This is a genomic window from Actinokineospora spheciospongiae (assembly GCF_000564855.1).
GTDB lineage: Bacteria > Actinomycetota > Actinomycetes > Mycobacteriales > Pseudonocardiaceae > Actinokineospora > Actinokineospora spheciospongiae.
This window is the reverse complement of the sequence record NZ_AYXG01000074.1, coordinates 118,190-132,500: the sequence shown is the minus strand read 5'-3', so window position 1 is coordinate 132,500 and position 14,311 is coordinate 118,190. Positions and strand designations below refer to the sequence as shown.

The following is a 14,311-nucleotide window of genomic DNA, read 5'->3' as shown; positions in this document are numbered from 1 at the left end:
CATGCGATGTGGAGTCATATCCGGTATTAGACCTCGTTTCCAAGGCTTATCCCAGAGTACGGGGCAGATTACCCACGTGTTACTCACCCGTTCGCCGCTCGTGTACCCCGAAGGGCCTTACCGCTCGACTTGCATGTGTTAAGCACGCCGCCAGCGTTCGTCCTGAGCCAGGATCAAACTCTCCAATAATGAATGAGTGTTGTAGCCTGACAAAAAGACACCAAAACTGGCATCAATTCATCTCAAAGGAAACCCCTGACAGGGTTTCATGATATTAAGCTCTACTGGCTTAAATCGGCACACTGTTGAGTTCTCAAACAACACACGCACATCTCAGTCAGAAGCTCCGGTCGGAGCGACCTTCATCGAGGCTGGTATTGCGTCAAAGTTTTGTCTTGCTGATTCGAGATCACCCACTCTACCACCGCGAGGCGGGAGCTTGGTTCGTGATCTCCAGTCAGGGCCCGTTCCGGCTGTTTTCCCGGCCCGTGTCGCTCTGACTTGGATAAAGTTACACGCAGACCAACCGGGGGTCAAATCGCACCCCCAGGAGCCCGTCGCAGGGAGAAACCGCAGGTCATCACCCCCGCGCGGGGTCTGAACCCAACGTATCCCACCCTCATCCCGGTGGAAATGTGACCGCCGTCACTCAAACTTTCCCCCAAAGCCCCGAAGCATCCCCATGAAGTGGCCTGACCTGCGGAAACACCGAGGGCCGCCGGTCCGGAGCGGACCGGCGGCCCTCGGGGACCACTCGGATGGCCGGGTTTCGACCCCGGAGCGTGACGGTCAGGGGCTGACCTCGACGCCCGCGGTGTTGCGCTTGCCCCGGCGCAGGACCAGCCACTTGCCGTGCAGCAGGTCTTCCTTCGACGGCGTCCACGCCTCGTCGGTGACCTTGGTGTTGTTCGCGTACGCCCCGCCCTCGTTGACCGTGCGCCGCGCGGCGCCCCGGCTGTCGGCCAGGCCGCCGGTGACCAGCAGGTCGACGATGGTCGGCCCGTCGGCCAGCCGGGCCTTGCCGCCGGGCACCTCGGCCATGGCCGCGTCCAGCGTGGAGGCGTCGAGGTCGGCCAGCTCGCCCCGGCCGAACAGCGCCTGACTGGCGGCGATCACCTGGTCGGTCTCCCGGCGCCCGTGCACCAGCGTGGTGAACTCCTCGGCCAGCCGCTTCTGCGCGGCGCGCAACTGCGGGCGCTCGGCCGTGTCGCGCTCCAGGGCGGCGATCTCCTCCCGGTCGAGGAAGGTGAACAGCCGCAGGTAGCGCAGCACGTCCGCGTCGCCGACGTTCACGAAGTACTGGTACCAGGCGTACGGCGAGGTCATGGCCGGGTCGAGCCAGACGTTGCCGCCGCCGGTGGACTTGCCGAACTTGCGGCCCTCGGCGTCGGTGACCAGCGGGGCGGTCAGCGCGTGCGCGGACTTCCCGTCGACCTTGCGGATGAGGTCGACCCCGCCGACGATGTTGCCCCACTGGTCGGAGCCGCCCACCTGGAGCTTGCAGTCGTGGGAGCGGTTGAGCCGCAGGTAGTCGTTGGACTGCAGGAGCAGGTAGCTGAACTCGGTGTAGGACATGCCGTCGGACTCCAGGCGGCGCTTGACCGTCTCCCTGGCGAGCATGACGTTGACCGAGAAGTGCTTGCCGGTCTCGCGGAGGAAGTCGAGCACCGACGTGCTGCCGGTCCAATCGAGGTTGTTGACCACGGTGGCGGCGGTCCCGGCGCCGTGGGTGTCGTCGAAGTCGACGAAGCGCTCCAACTGGCTGCGGATGCGGCCCGCCCACTCGGCCACGACGTCGGCGGTGTTGAGGGTGCGCTCGCCGGTGTCGCGCGGGTCGCCGATCATGCCGGTGGCGCCGCCCGCCAGGATGATCGGGCGGTGCCCGGCGCGCTGGAAGCGGGTCAGCATCAGCAGCGGGACGAGGTTGCCCGCGTGCAGGCTGGGGGCGGTGGGGTCGAACCCGGCGTAGAGGGTGAGCGGTCCCGCGTCGAGGTCCTTGCGCAGGGCGTCGAGGTCGGTGGACTGCGCGATGAGGCCGCGCCAGGTCAGCTCGTCGAGGATGTGTTCACTCACGTGCTCCAGTCTCCACGGTGCGTCAGCGCCGGGACCACCGGGTTTGCGCTCCGCCCCGGGTCAGCCACCCGACGCCGCCCGCGATCGCGGTGGCGGCAAGGGTCTCCAGCGCGACCAGCCAGGCGACCGGTTCGGGGAACAGGACCACGTGCCCGAGGTAGGCGGTGCCCCCGGTCGGGATCAGGTTGGTGAGCAGCAGCAGGACCTCGGGCACGAGGTAGGCCAGCACGGCGGCCTCGGCGAAGCGGGTGGCGCCGTCGTCCGGCGGTTCGAGGGCGGCGGTGTAGAGGGCCAGGCCGCCGACGACCGCGATGGGCAGCAGCATGCCCAGGGCGCCGCCCGTCTGGATGAGCGTGGTCGTGAAGCCGTAGTACTCGTCGACCTGGAAGGCGATGAACAGCAGCACGAACCACAGCAGCACGCCCGCGCCGACGGCGATGGCCGCGGGTCTGCCCGCGGGCGGGAGCCAGCGCACCCGGTCCGGCCGCAGGCGGGGTGCGCGCAGGACGAGGAGGACGGTCAGGAACACCGCCGAGAGCAGTTCCAGCCACACCAGGAACCGGCCGTTCTGGTTGGCCGAGACGAAGGCGTCGGCGAGGAAGTTGACCGCCGTGCCGAACGCGGCGCCCACCCCGATCACCCTGCGGTGGTCGGTCTTGCCGATCCAGGCGACGGCGACGGCGAGGATCGCGCAGCGCAGCAGGTAGTACGGGACGGCGAACCACGGGGTGTCCGACAGGTACTCCGACGTGACGCCGATGACGCAGGCGGCGGCGACCGCCGCGACCACGGCCAGCACCCGGTGGTCACGCAGCCAGGGGGCGCCGCCGGGCACCCGGACCGGGCGGTGCGGTGCCTCGCGGGTGCGGCTCCAGGCGATGACCGCCTGGGCGCGGGTGCGCGGGTCGGGGGCGGCGCGGACGCCGGGGTCGCGGTCCAGTTCGGCGGCAGGCGCGCCGAGGGGGCCGGTGCCCGCGGCGGTGGCGACGGCGACGAGGGCGCCGGGCAGGCCCGCGCAGCACAGGACCAGGTGGTGCGCGGCCGCCCGTTCCGCCTCGACCCGGGCGGTGCCGACGACCCTGGCGAGCAGTTCGGTGGACTCGGCGACGTCGAGGTCGCCGAGGGCGACGGGGCGGGCGGCGAGTGCGCCCAGCCTGCCCCGGCCGGTGACCAGGGCGAGCGAGCCGGTGCCCGGTGGCAGCAGCGGTCGAACCTGGTCGGCGTCGCGGGCGTCGTCGAGCAGGAGCAGGACGCGGCGGTTGCTGAGCAGGGTGCGGTACTGCGAGAGCTGGGCGTCGTCGCCGCGGTGGGCGGGTTCGCCGAGCGCGGCGAGGACGTCGCGGACGACGTCGGCGGGGTGGCGGGCGTGGCCGGGCCGGGAGCCGCGCAGGTCCAGGTGCAGCCTGCCGTCGGGGAAGCGGTCGGCGCGCAGCCTGGCCCAGTGCACGGCGAGGGTGGACTTGCCCAGGCCCGGGGTGGGGTCGGTGATGACCACGGCGGTGGCGGTCTCGGCGGCGGCGTCGAGTTCGGCGAGGGCGGCGGCGCGGCCGGTGAAGTGCCAGGTGGCGGGCGGGAGCTGGTCGGGGACCCGGGGTGCCGGGGTGGGGGGTGGGGCGTTGAAGATGATGTTGCCGTGCACGTCGCGGACCATCGCGACGTCGCCGTCGACCGTGCCGCTCAGCTCGGTGTGCGCCTGCGGGTCTGGCTCCATGCACCACTTGTACCGAACAGCGGGCGCCGTTGGTGAGGCTACGTCGGGAATGGGTCCGTTCGGACCTGCTTGCGGCGGCGGCCGCCGAGTCGGTAGGCGCTGACGGACTTGTCCCCCGCGATCCAGAACCGCCAGGGCACGTCGACCGCGGCGGCGACGCCGACGCGGGGGCCGGAGCGGATGTCCTCGGTGGCGACCGGGTCGCCCACCAGCAGGCGGACCGGGGAGGCCGGGTCGGTGAGGTCGAGGCCGTTGTCGGCGCGGTCGAGGCCGAGGACGCCGGTGAGCTTGGCGGGGCCGCGGGCGAGGTCGGTGGTGCCGCGCGCGGCGGGGCGGCGGGTCCTGGCCAGGGCTTCGCCGTCGACGACCTGGCCCGCGCGCAGCAGGACGGCGCCGGGGACGCCGTCGGTGAGGGTGACGACGTTGGCGCAGTGGTGCATGCCGTAGACGAAGTAGACGTAGAGGTGGCCCGCCGGGCCGAACATGACCTCGTTGCGCGGGGTCTTGCCGCGGTAGCAGTGCGACGCGGGGTCGTCGCCGCCGCGGTAGGCCTCGACCTCGGTCAGCCGCACGCGGACGGTGCCGTCGGGGCGGTCGGACTCGAGGACGGCGCCGAGCAGGAGGTGGGCGGCGGCGACCGGGTCGACGGCGAGTTCCGCCTCGGTGAACTGCCTCATCTGGTGCGCCTCATCGGGTGCATTGTCGCATCGGGTGGTCCGCCACGCCCCTCATCGGGTGGCTTGCCGGGCGGTGCGCTGGAGGAACGCGGCGTCGGCGCGCGGGAGGTCGACCAGGGTGCCGTGGCCGAGGGGAACCGCGTCGGGGTCGACCCGGGGGCCGGTGATGGTGCCCGGCCTGCCGCGCGGGTCCAGGCCGAACAGGGTGGAGAGGAAGACGCAGGCGGTGAGGTAGCTGCCCGCCGGGGCGGGGTGGCTGTCGTCGGGTTCGTGCAGGCGCAGCCCGGGGCGTTCGGCCTGGGCTGCTGCCCAGGCGGGGCCGACCGGGGCGACCGTGGCGCCGACCTCGCCCGCGATCGCGGTGTAGGCGGCGTTCAGCAGGTCCTGCGCCGCCGGGGTGTCGCGGCGGGCTGCGGTCAGGTACAGCACCGGGTTCGCGCCCGCGGCGACCACCTCGGGGACGATCGCGCGGACCGCGGCGTGGAAGTCCGCCGGGTCGCGCACCTGGGGGACGCCGTCGGCGTAGCGGCCTTCACCGAGGCAGCTCTGCTCTTGCAGCACGACGTAGTCCCACCCCTCGGCCAGCGCGGCGGTGGGTTCGCCGCCCGCCCAGGTGGCGGCCAGGTGCGCGCCACCGGTGGCGATGGCGCGCACCTCGACGGCGCGTTCCGGGCGGGCGAGCACCGCGAGCTGGGTCGGCAGGCCGTGGAAGTAGGTGAAGCTGTTGCCGACGAACAGGACCCGGGTCGGCAGGGTCACTTCCGGATGACCTGCTCCGCCCACGACCGGTACTCCTCGACCCGGCGCACGACGCGGTCGCGCTGCTCGGCGACCCTGGCGGGCGCGGTGCCGCCGTGGGCGTCGCGGGAGGCGATCGAGCCCGCCACCGTGAGCACCTCGCGGACCTGGGGGGTCAGCGCGGGGTCGACCTCGGCGAACTCGGCGTCGGTCAGCTCGTCGAGGCCGACGCCGCGGGCCTCGGCGCGGCGGACGCAGTCGCCGGCGGCCTCGTGCGCGACCCGGAACGGCACGCCCTGGCGGACCAGCCACTCGGCGATGTCGGTGGCGAGGGTGAACCCGGCGGGGGCCAGCTCGGCCATCCGGTCGGTGTCGAAGTCGAGGGTGGCGATCATCCCGGCCATGGCGGGCAGCACGAGCTGGAGCTGGTCGACGGAGTCGAAGACCGGCTCCTTGTCCTCCTGCAGGTCGCGGTTGTAGGCCATCGGCTGCGCCTTGAGGGTGGCCAGCAGCCCGGCCAGGTTGCCGATGAGCCGACCGGACTTGCCCCGGGCCAGTTCGGCGACGTCGGGGTTCTTCTTCTGCGGCATGATCGAGCTGCCGGTGGACCAGGAGTCGTGCAGCCGCGCGTAGGAGAACTCCGCGGTGCACCACAGGATGACGTCCTCGGCGATGCGGGACAGGTTCACCCCGAGCATGGCCACGGCGAAGGCGAACTCGGCGGCGAAGTCGCGCGAGGAGGTGCCGTCGAGGGAGTTCTCGGCCGGGGCGTCGAAGCCCAGTTCCTCGGCGATCGCGGCCGGGTCCAGGCCGAGCGAGGAACCCGCGAGGGCGCCGGAACCGTAGGGGGACACGGCGGCGCGCTTGTCCCAGTCGCGCAGCCGGTCGACGTCGCGCAGCAGGGCCTGGGTGTGGGCGAGCAGGTGGTGCGCGAGCAGGATCGGCTGGGCGTGCTGCAGGTGGGTGCGGCCCGGCATGGGGGCCTCGGGGTGCAGCTGGGCCTGGTGCAGCAGGGCCTCGACCACGTCGAGGACACCGCCGGAGAGGTGCCGGGCGGCGTCGCGCAGCCACATCCGGAACAGGGTGGCGATCTGGTCGTTGCGGGAGCGCCCGGCGCGCAGCTTGCCGCCGAGTTCGGTGCCCGCGCGCTCGATCAGGCCGCGCTCCAGGGCGGTGTGCACGTCCTCGTCGGCGACCACGGGGGTGAAGGTGCCCGCCGCGACGTCGTTCTCCAGCAGGTCGAGCGCGGTGAGCATCCCGGACAGCTCGGAGTCGGTGAGCAGACCGGCCCGGTGCAGGACGCGGGCGTGCGCCCGGGACCCGGCGATGTCGTGGTGCGCCAGGCGCCAGTCGAAGTGCGTCGACAGGCTCAGGGCGGACATGGCTTCTGCGGGTCCGGAGGCGAACCGCCCACCCCAGAGTGCGGTGGGTTCCTGCTGGGTCACGGTGAGACTTCCTGGAGGTTGTGGTTGGGAACCGGCATCGTCCCCGACGGGTCGGGGACGATGCCGGGTGGGTGGAGAAGATTAACGCTGCGCGCGGCGGGCCGCGATCTTGCTGGGGAGGCCCCAGAGCTGGATGAAGCCCTTGGCCAGCGACTGGTCGAACTCGTCGCCCTCGTCGTAGGTGGCCAGGTTGAAGTCGTACAGGGACACGTCGGAGCGGCGACCGGAGACCACGGCGCGACCGCCGTGCAGGGTCATCCGGATGTCGCCGGAGACGTACTGCTGGGTCTCGGCGATGAACGTGTCGAGGGCGTCCTTGAGCGGGGAGAACCAGAGGCCGTCGTAGACCAGCTCGCCCCAGCGCTGCTCGACGGTCCGCTTGAAGCGGGCCAGGTCGCGCTCGACGGTGACGTTCTCCAGCTCCTGGTGCGCGGTGATCAGCGCGAGCGCGCCGGGGGCCTCGTAGACCTCGCGGCTCTTGATGCCGACCAGCCGGTCCTCGACGATGTCGAGGCGGCCGACGCCCTGGGCGCCCGCGCGGCGGTTGAGCTCCTGGATGGCCTGCAGCACGGTGACGGTCTCGCCGTCGATGGCGACCGGGACGCCCTTGTCGAAGGTGATGACCACCTCGTCGGCGTCGCGCGGCTCGGCCGGGTTCGCGGTGTAGTCGTAGACGTCCTCGATCGGGGCGTTCCAGATGTCCTCGAGGAAGCCGGTCTCGACCGCGCGGCCCCAGACGTTCTGGTCGATGGAGTACGGGGACTTCTTCGACACGTCGATGGGCAGGTTGCGGTCGTTGGCCCAGGAGATGGCCTTCTCCCTGGTCCAGGCGAAGTCGCGGACCGGGGCGACGCACTTGAGGTCGGGGGCGAGGGCGCCGATGCCGACCTCGAAGCGGACCTGGTCGTTGCCCTTGCCGGTGCAGCCGTGGCTGACGGTGGTCGCGCCGTGGTACTTGGCCGCCTCGACCAGGTGCTTGACGATCACCGGCCGGGAGATGGCCGACACCAGCGGGTAGCGGTCCATGTAGAGCGCGTTGGCCTGCAGGGCGGGCAGGCAGTACTCGGTGGCGAACTCGTCGCGGGCGTCGGCGACGACCGCCTCCACCGCGCCGCAGTCGATCGCGCGCTTGCGGATCGTGTCGAGGTCCTCGCCGCCCTGGCCGACGTCCACGGCCACCGCCACGACCTCGGCGCCGGTCTCCTCGGCGATCCAGCCGATGGCCACCGACGTGTCGAGCCCGCCGGAGTAGGCCAGCACCACCCTGTCACTCATTGATCTCTCCTTGCTGGTTTGCCAAGTCTGGGTTGCCGCGGCTGGCCATCGCGGTGAAGCGGTCCGCCAGCCGGGCGCCGGTCACCGGCTCGCGGCAGATGACCATGATCGTGTCGTCACCGGCGATGGTGCCGACGATTTCGGCGAGGGCGGCCCGGTCGATCGCGCTGGCCAGGAACTGCGCGGCACCGGGCGGGGTTCGCAGGACCATCAGGTTCGCCGAGCCCTCGGCGGAGACGAGGAGTTCGGTGAGCAGCCTGCTGAGCCGGGACGTGCCGCCCTGCACGCCGCGGACCGGGTTGCCGTCCTCGGGGATGACGTAGACGGGCACGCCGCCGTCGGCCCCGCGCAGCTTCACCGCGCCGAGTTCGTCGAGGTCGCGCGACAGGGTCGCCTGGGTGACCTCCACCCCGCCCTCGGCGAGCAGCCGGGCCAGCTCGGTCTGGCTGTGCACGGGCCGCTCGGAGATCAGGGTGACGATGCGGGCCTGGCGGGCCGCGCGGGTGGTGGTCACGGGTGCCCCACGAGCCAGGCCAGCAGGGCCTTCTGCGCGTGCAGCCGGTTCTCCGCCTCGTCCCAGACCGCGCTGGAGGGCCCGTCGAGGACCTCGTCGGTGATCTCCCAGCCGCGGTGGGCGGGCAGGCAGTGCAGCACGATCGCGCCGTCGGCGGCGCGGGCGAGCAGGTCGGCGTTGACCTGCAGCGGGCGGAACGGGCTGACCCGGTCGCGGCCGTCGTTCTCCTGGCCCATGGAGACCCAGGTGTCGGTGATCAGCACGTCGGCGCCGTCGACGGCGGCGTGCGGGTCGGTGAACAGGGTGACGCTGCCGCCGGTCTCGGTGGCGCGCTTCTTCGCGTCGAGCACGACGGCCTCGCCGGGCTGGAAGCCCTGGGGGGAGACGAGGCGCACGTGCAGGCCCGCGGTGGCGCCGCCGAGGAGCAGCGAGTGGGCCATGTTGTTGGCGCCGTCGCCGAGGTAGGTGGCGGTGACGCCCGCGAGCCGACCCAGGCGCTCCTCGATGGTCTGCAGGTCGGCGAGGACCTGGCAGGGGTGGAACTCGTCGGTCAGCGCGTTGATCACCGGGACGCGGGAGGCCGAGGCCATGGCCTCGATGCGCTTCTGCGCGTAGGTGCGCCAGACCACGGCGTCGACGTAGCGGGACAGGACGCGGGAGGTGTCCTCGATGGTCTCCTCGCGGCCGAGCTGCATGGTGCGGCCGTCGACGATGACCGGGTGGCCGCCGAGCTGGTGGACACCGACGTCGAAGGAGAGCCGGGTGCGGGTCGAGTTCTTCTCGAAGATCGCCGCGACCGACTTGCCCTCCAGGGGGCGGTGCGCGAGCGGGTCGGCCTTGTAGGCGATGGCCAGGTCGAGGACCTCGCGCTGCTCCGGCGGGGTCAGGTCGTCGTCGCGCAGGAAGTGCCGGACCATGGCTCAGCCCTCCCGGGCGGTGTCGAGGATCGCGGGCAGGGCGGCGACGAAGCCGTCGGCCTGCTCGCCGGTCAGCACCAGCGGCGGGGCGAGCCGCACCACGTCGGGCTGGACGTTGTTGACCAGGTACCCGGCGTCACGCGCCGCGGCGGCCACCTTCGCGGAGGCGGGCTCGGTCAGCACGACGCCGAGCAGCAGGCCGGAGCCGCGCACGCCCGCCACCAGCGGGTGGTCGAGTTCTTCGATGCCCGCGGCGAGGTCCTTGCCCAGGGCGGCGGTGTGCTCGAGCAGGTCGTCGGCGGCGATGGTGCGCAGCACCGCCAGGCCCGCCGCGGCGGCGACCGGGTTGCCGCCGAAGGTGGTGCCGTGCGAGCCGGGGGCGAACAGGTCGGCCGCGGCGCCGACGGCCACGCAGGCGCCCAGCGGCAGGCCGCCGCCGAGGCCCTTGGCCAGGGTGAAGACGTCCGGGGTGACGCCAGCGCGCTGGAAGGCGAACCAGGTGCCGGTGCGGCCGATGCCGGTCTGCACCTCGTCGAGGACCAGCAGGGCGCCCGCCGCGGCGGTGATCTCCCTGGCGGCCTGGAGGTAGCCGTCCGGGGCGGGGACGACGCCGCCCTCGCCGAGCACGGGTTCGAGGAACAGCGCGGCGGTGTCGGTGTCGACGGCGGCCCGGAGCGCGTCGAGGTCACCGAACGGGATGTGCGTGACCCCGGGGGTGACCGGTTCGAACGGGGTGCGCTTGGCGGGCTGGCCGGTCAGCGCGAGCGCGCCCATGGTGCGGCCGTGGAAGGCGCCCTCGCAGGCGACGACCCTGGTGCGGCCGGTGAGCCGGGTCAGCTTGAGCGCGGCCTCGTTCGCCTCGGCGCCGGAGTTGCAGAACACGACCTTCGCCTGGCCGGTGAGCCCGGCGACGTCGAGCAGCGCGTCGGCCAGCTCGACCGCGACCGGGTTCACGTACAGGTTGGAGGTGTGCCCGAGGGTGGCGACCTGCGCGGTGACCGCCTCGACGACGGCCGGGTGCGCGTGGCCCAGGGCGTTGGTGGCGATGCCGCCGACCAGGTCGAGGTAGCGGGTGCCGTCGGCGTCCCACACGTGCGCGCCGTCGCCGCGGACCAGGGTGAGCGCGGGCGTGCCGTAGTTGTCCATCAGCGACGAGCGCCAGCGGCGCTGTCCGTCCTCGTTGGACGTGATCATGCTTGCACCCCTTCCCGGTCCGGCAGCACCATGGTGCCGACGCCTGTCTCGGTGAACACTTCCAGCAGGAGCGAATGTGCCAGCCTGCCGTCGATCACGTGCGCCCGGGGCACCCCGGCGGTGACCGCCCGCAGGCAGGCCTCCATCTTGGGGACCATGCCGCTCTCCAGGCGCGGCAGCAGTTCCGCCAGTTCCCCCGCGCGCACCTCGTGCAGCAGCGAGGACCGGTCGGGCCAGTCGGCGTAGAGGCCCTCGACGTCGGTGAGGACCACCAGCTTCTGCGCCCCCAGCGCCACGGCCAGCGCGGCGGCGGCGGTGTCGGCGTTGACGTTGTGCGGCACGCCGTCGGCGTCGGGGGCCACAGTGGACACGACCGGGATGCGGCCCGCGCGGACGATGTCGAGCACCGCGTCCGGGTTGACCGCGACCACGTCGCCGACCTGGCCCAGGTCGACGACCTCGCCGTCGACGGTGGTGGTGCGCCGCTCGGCGGTGAACAGCCGCGCGTCCTCCCCGGAGATGCCGACCGCGTGCGGGCCGTGCTGGTTGATCAGCCCGACCAGTTCCCGGCTGACCTGCCCGACGAGCACCATGCGGACCACGTCCATGGTCTCCGGGGTGGTGACCCGCAGGCCGCCCCTGAACTCGCCGGGGATGCCGAGCCGCTTGAGCATGGCGCTGATCTGCGGTCCGCCGCCGTGCACCACGACCGGGCGCAGGCCCGCGAGCCGCAGGAACACCACGTCCTCGGCGAAGGCGCGCTTGAGGTCCTCGTCGACCATGGCGTTGCCGCCGTACTTGACCACGACCAGCGCGCCGTGCAGCCGCCGCAGCCACGGCAGGGCCTCGACGAGGATGGCCGCCTTCTGGGTGGGCGTGGTCATGAGGAGTACGCGCTGTTCTCTTCGACGTAGGCGTGCGACAGGTCGGTGGTGAGGATGGTGCCGGTTCCGGGGCCCGCGTGCAGGTCGACCTCGACCAGGATGTCCAACCCGGACATGTCCGCCGCCAGCCGGTCGCCGACGCCGGTGCCCGCCCGGCAGACGGGAACGCCGTTGATGGTGATGTCGAGGTCCGCCGGGTCGAACTCGGTGGGCGCGTTGCCGACGGCCATGGCGATCCGGCCCCAGTTGGGGTCCCCGGCGAAGAAGGCGGTCTTGCACAGGTTGTCCTGGGCGACCGTGCGGGCGACCGCGACCGCCTCGGCGTCGGTGGCCGCGCCGGTGACCTTGACCGCCACGTGCTTGGTGACGCCCTCCGCGTCGGCCTGGAGCTGGGCGACGAGGTCGGCGCAGACCTCGGTGAGGGCGGCGGTGAACTCCTCGGCGCCCGGGGTGACCCCGGACGCGCCGGAGACCAGCAGCAGCAGCGTGTCGTTGGTGGAGGTGCCGCCGTCGACGTCGAGGCGGTTGAAGGTCCCCTCCACGGCGGCGCGCAGGGCGGCGTCCGCGGTGGCCTGGTCGACGGCGGCGTCGGTGGTGACCACGCTGAGCATGGTGGCCATGTTCGGCGCGCACATGCCAGCGCCCTTGGCGAACCCGCCGACGGTCCAGCCGCCCGCGTGGGTGAGCGCGGTCTGCTTGGGGTGCGAGTCGGTGGTCAGCACGCCGGTCGCGGCGTCGAGCGAGGCGTCCACCCCGTGCGCAAGCGCTTTCGCGACGGTCTCCACGCCGGTCAGCACGGCTTCCATGGGCAGCCGCTCGCCGATCAGGCCGGTGGAGCAGACCGCCACGTCGATGGCGCCGACGCCGAGCACGTCGGCGACCTTCTCCGCGGTGGCGTGCGTGTCCTGGAACCCCCCGGGGCCGGTGCAGGCGTTGGCGCCGCCGGAGTTGAGCACGACCGCCCGCAGGCTGCCGGTGGTGAGCACCTGCTGCGACCACAGCACCGGCGCGGCCTTGACCTTGTTGCGGGTGAACACGCCCGCGGCGACCGCCGCCGGGCCGTCGTTGACCACCAGGGTCAGGTCGGGCTTGCCGTTGGGCTTGATGCCCGCGGCGATCCCGGCCGCGCGGAACCCCCCCGCCGCCGCGACACCCTGCTTCCGGTCGGTGCTCATGGCGCTACTCCCACGGTGGACAGGCCGGTCGTCTCCGGCAGGCCGATGGCGATGTTCATGGACTGCACGGCGGCGCCCGCCGTGCCCTTGGTCAGGTTGTCGACCGCGGCGACGACGACCAGCCTGCGCAGGTCCGGGTCGACGGCCAGTTGCAGCTGCACGGCGTTGGAGCCGAGGACGGCGGCGGTGGTCGGCCAGCGGCCCTCGGGCAGCAGGTGCACGAACGGCTCGTCGCGGTATGCCTTCTCGTAGACCGCGCGCGGGTCCTCGTCGGAGGTCAGCCGGGCCGAGCAGGTGGCGAGGATGCCGCGCGGCAGCGGGGCCAGGACCGGGGTGAAGGAGACACCGACCTCGCGGCCCGCCACCGCGCTGAGGTTCTGGGTGATCTCCGGGGTGTGCCGGTGCGCGCCCGCGACGCCGTAGGCGCTGAGCGAACCCATGACCTCGGAGCCGATCAGGTGCGGCTTGCTGCTCTTGCCCGCGCCGGACGTGCCCGAGACCGCGACGACGGTGACGTCGTCCTCGATGATCCCGGCCGCGACGGCGGGCGCCAGGGCGAGGGAGCTGACGGTCGGGTAGCAGCCGGGGACCGCGACGCGCTTGGTGCCGACCAGGGCCTCCCGGCCGCCGGGCAGCTCGGGCAGCCCGTAGGGCCAGGAACCCGCGTGCTCGCCGCCGTACCAGCGGGTCCAGGCGGCGGCGTCGGTCAGCCGGTGGTCGGCGCCGCAGTCCACGACCAGGGTGTCCGGGCCGAGCTGGGCGGCGATCTCGGCGGAGCGGCCGTGCGGCAGGGCGAGGAAGACCACGTCGTGCCCGGCGAGGGTCTCGGCGGTGGTGTCGAGCAGGACGCGGTCGGCGAGCGGGAGCAGGTGGGGCTGGTGCTCGCCGAGGGGGGAACCGGCGTTGCCGCCCGCGGTGAGCGCGCCGATCTCGACCTCGGGGTGGGCGAGGAGGAGCCGCAGCAGCTCACCACCGGCGTAGCCACTGGCGCCTGCGACCGCGATCCGGACTGTCATGTGGATGATTATGCACGCCGGTGCAAGTTCACTCAAACCTCTTTCGAGTGATGTTGATCGGCTTGCGCCGCGGCCCGCGCCGGGGCAGGGCGCGGGGCGGGTGGGGGCAGGGGCTGCGGTGGCCGCGTGCCGGGGCGGGCACCCTCGAGGAGGAGGGCCAGGTAGCGGCGGCGGTCGAGGCCGTCCGGGTCACCGGGGTGGGTGGTGGCCAGGGCCATGACCACGATGGCGGCCAGGTCGCGGACCAGCAGGTCCGGGCGGGCCTGCCCGGCGTGCTGGGCGGCGGCGAGGGCGTGGGCCAGCGGGCCGAGGTAGCGCTCGGCGGTGTCGACGGAGACGGCGCCGGAGCGGTGGGCGGCGGCGAGCAGCACGCGGTGGGCGGCCATCCGCTCGACCGTGGCGGCGAGGGCGTGGGTGAGGGCGCGCCAGGGGTCGGCGGCGGTGCGGGCGGTCAGGGCGAGCGGTTCGATCTCCTCGGCGAAGAACGCCTCGAACGCCGCCCTGACCAGGCCTTCCCGGCCGCCGACCAGGCGGTACACGGTGGCGATGCCCACCCCGGCGCGGCGGGCCACCTCCTCCAGCGACGGGGTGTCGCCCAGGTCCTCGAACGCGGCGATGCCCGCGCGGACGACGCGGTCGAGGTTGCGGCGCGCGTCGGCGCGGCGCGGCTGGGCGGACACCCCGGGAAAGCT

13 protein-coding genes and 1 rRNA gene (1 of these 14 only partly in view) are annotated in these 14,311 nt (G+C 72.9%); all 14 read right to left on the bottom strand.

What is annotated here, in order from left to right:
* Positions 1 to 189: ribosomal RNA gene (locus UO65_RS10155) — 16S ribosomal RNA — on the bottom strand; it reaches 1,329 nt to the left of the window's first position.
* 600 nt (positions 190 to 789) lie between these two features.
* Positions 790 to 2,073 carry a tyrosine--tRNA ligase gene (gene tyrS, locus UO65_RS10150; protein WP_035280995.1) on the bottom strand — a complete coding sequence of 428 codons (1,284 nt, stop codon included), beginning with the start codon at positions 2,071 to 2,073 and terminating at the stop codon, positions 790 to 792.
* Between the two features lie 22 nt (positions 2,074 to 2,095).
* Positions 2,096 to 3,784 carry a hypothetical protein gene (locus UO65_RS36685; protein ID WP_035280993.1) on the bottom strand — a complete coding sequence of 563 codons (1,689 nt, stop codon included), beginning with the start codon at positions 3,782 to 3,784 and terminating at the stop codon, positions 2,096 to 2,098.
* Positions 3,785 to 3,822: 38 nt separating this feature from the next.
* Entirely contained in the window at positions 3,823 to 4,461 is a 639-nt protein-coding gene (locus tag UO65_RS10140; protein WP_035280991.1) for a DNA-3-methyladenine glycosylase, read from the bottom strand.
* Positions 4,462 to 4,512: 51 nt separating this feature from the next.
* On the bottom strand, positions 4,513 to 5,220 hold the full coding sequence (locus UO65_RS10135; protein WP_052020969.1) for an SGNH/GDSL hydrolase family protein: 708 nt from the start codon (positions 5,218 to 5,220) through the stop codon (positions 4,513 to 4,515).
* Positions 5,217 to 6,644: an argininosuccinate lyase gene (gene argH / locus UO65_RS10130; protein ID WP_035280990.1), complete on the bottom strand. Its 1,428-nt coding sequence runs from the start codon at positions 6,642 to 6,644 to the stop codon at positions 5,217 to 5,219. The genes UO65_RS10135 and argH overlap by 4 nt, the downstream gene beginning before the upstream one ends.
* An 81-nt stretch (positions 6,645 to 6,725) precedes the next feature.
* Positions 6,726 to 7,919, bottom strand: coding sequence for an argininosuccinate synthase (locus tag UO65_RS10125; protein WP_035280987.1), 1,194 nt, complete (start codon positions 7,917 to 7,919; stop codon positions 6,726 to 6,728).
* Positions 7,912 to 8,433 (bottom strand): arginine repressor, encoded by a 522-nt coding sequence (locus UO65_RS10120; protein ID WP_035280983.1) that lies wholly within the window; start codon positions 8,431 to 8,433, stop codon positions 7,912 to 7,914. Before UO65_RS10120 ends, UO65_RS10125 begins: the two co-directional genes overlap by 8 nt.
* Entirely contained in the window at positions 8,430 to 9,350 is a 921-nt protein-coding gene (gene argF, locus UO65_RS10115; RefSeq protein WP_035280982.1) for an ornithine carbamoyltransferase, read from the bottom strand. The genes UO65_RS10120 and argF overlap by 4 nt, the downstream gene beginning before the upstream one ends.
* 3 nt (positions 9,351 to 9,353) lie before the next feature.
* Positions 9,354 to 10,544 carry an acetylornithine transaminase gene (locus UO65_RS10110; RefSeq protein WP_035280980.1) on the bottom strand — a complete coding sequence of 397 codons (1,191 nt, stop codon included), beginning with the start codon at positions 10,542 to 10,544 and terminating at the stop codon, positions 9,354 to 9,356.
* Complete coding sequence (gene argB, locus UO65_RS10105) at positions 10,541 to 11,428, bottom strand: acetylglutamate kinase (RefSeq protein WP_035280978.1); 888 nt, start codon at positions 11,426 to 11,428, stop codon at positions 10,541 to 10,543. The genes UO65_RS10110 and argB overlap by 4 nt, the downstream gene beginning before the upstream one ends.
* Positions 11,425 to 12,603, bottom strand: a complete 1,179-nt coding sequence (gene argJ / locus UO65_RS10100) for a bifunctional glutamate N-acetyltransferase/amino-acid acetyltransferase ArgJ (protein WP_035280976.1) — start codon at positions 12,601 to 12,603, stop codon at positions 11,425 to 11,427. Before argJ ends, argB begins: the two co-directional genes overlap by 4 nt.
* Complete coding sequence (argC, locus tag UO65_RS10095; RefSeq protein WP_035280974.1) at positions 12,600 to 13,619, bottom strand: N-acetyl-gamma-glutamyl-phosphate reductase; 1,020 nt, start codon at positions 13,617 to 13,619, stop codon at positions 12,600 to 12,602. Before argC ends, argJ begins: the two co-directional genes overlap by 4 nt.
* A gap of 32 nt (positions 13,620 to 13,651) precedes the next feature.
* On the bottom strand, positions 13,652 to 14,299 hold the full coding sequence (locus UO65_RS10090) for a TetR/AcrR family transcriptional regulator (RefSeq protein ID WP_052020968.1): 648 nt from the start codon (positions 14,297 to 14,299) through the stop codon (positions 13,652 to 13,654).
* Between the last annotated feature and the right edge of the window lie 12 nt (positions 14,300 to 14,311).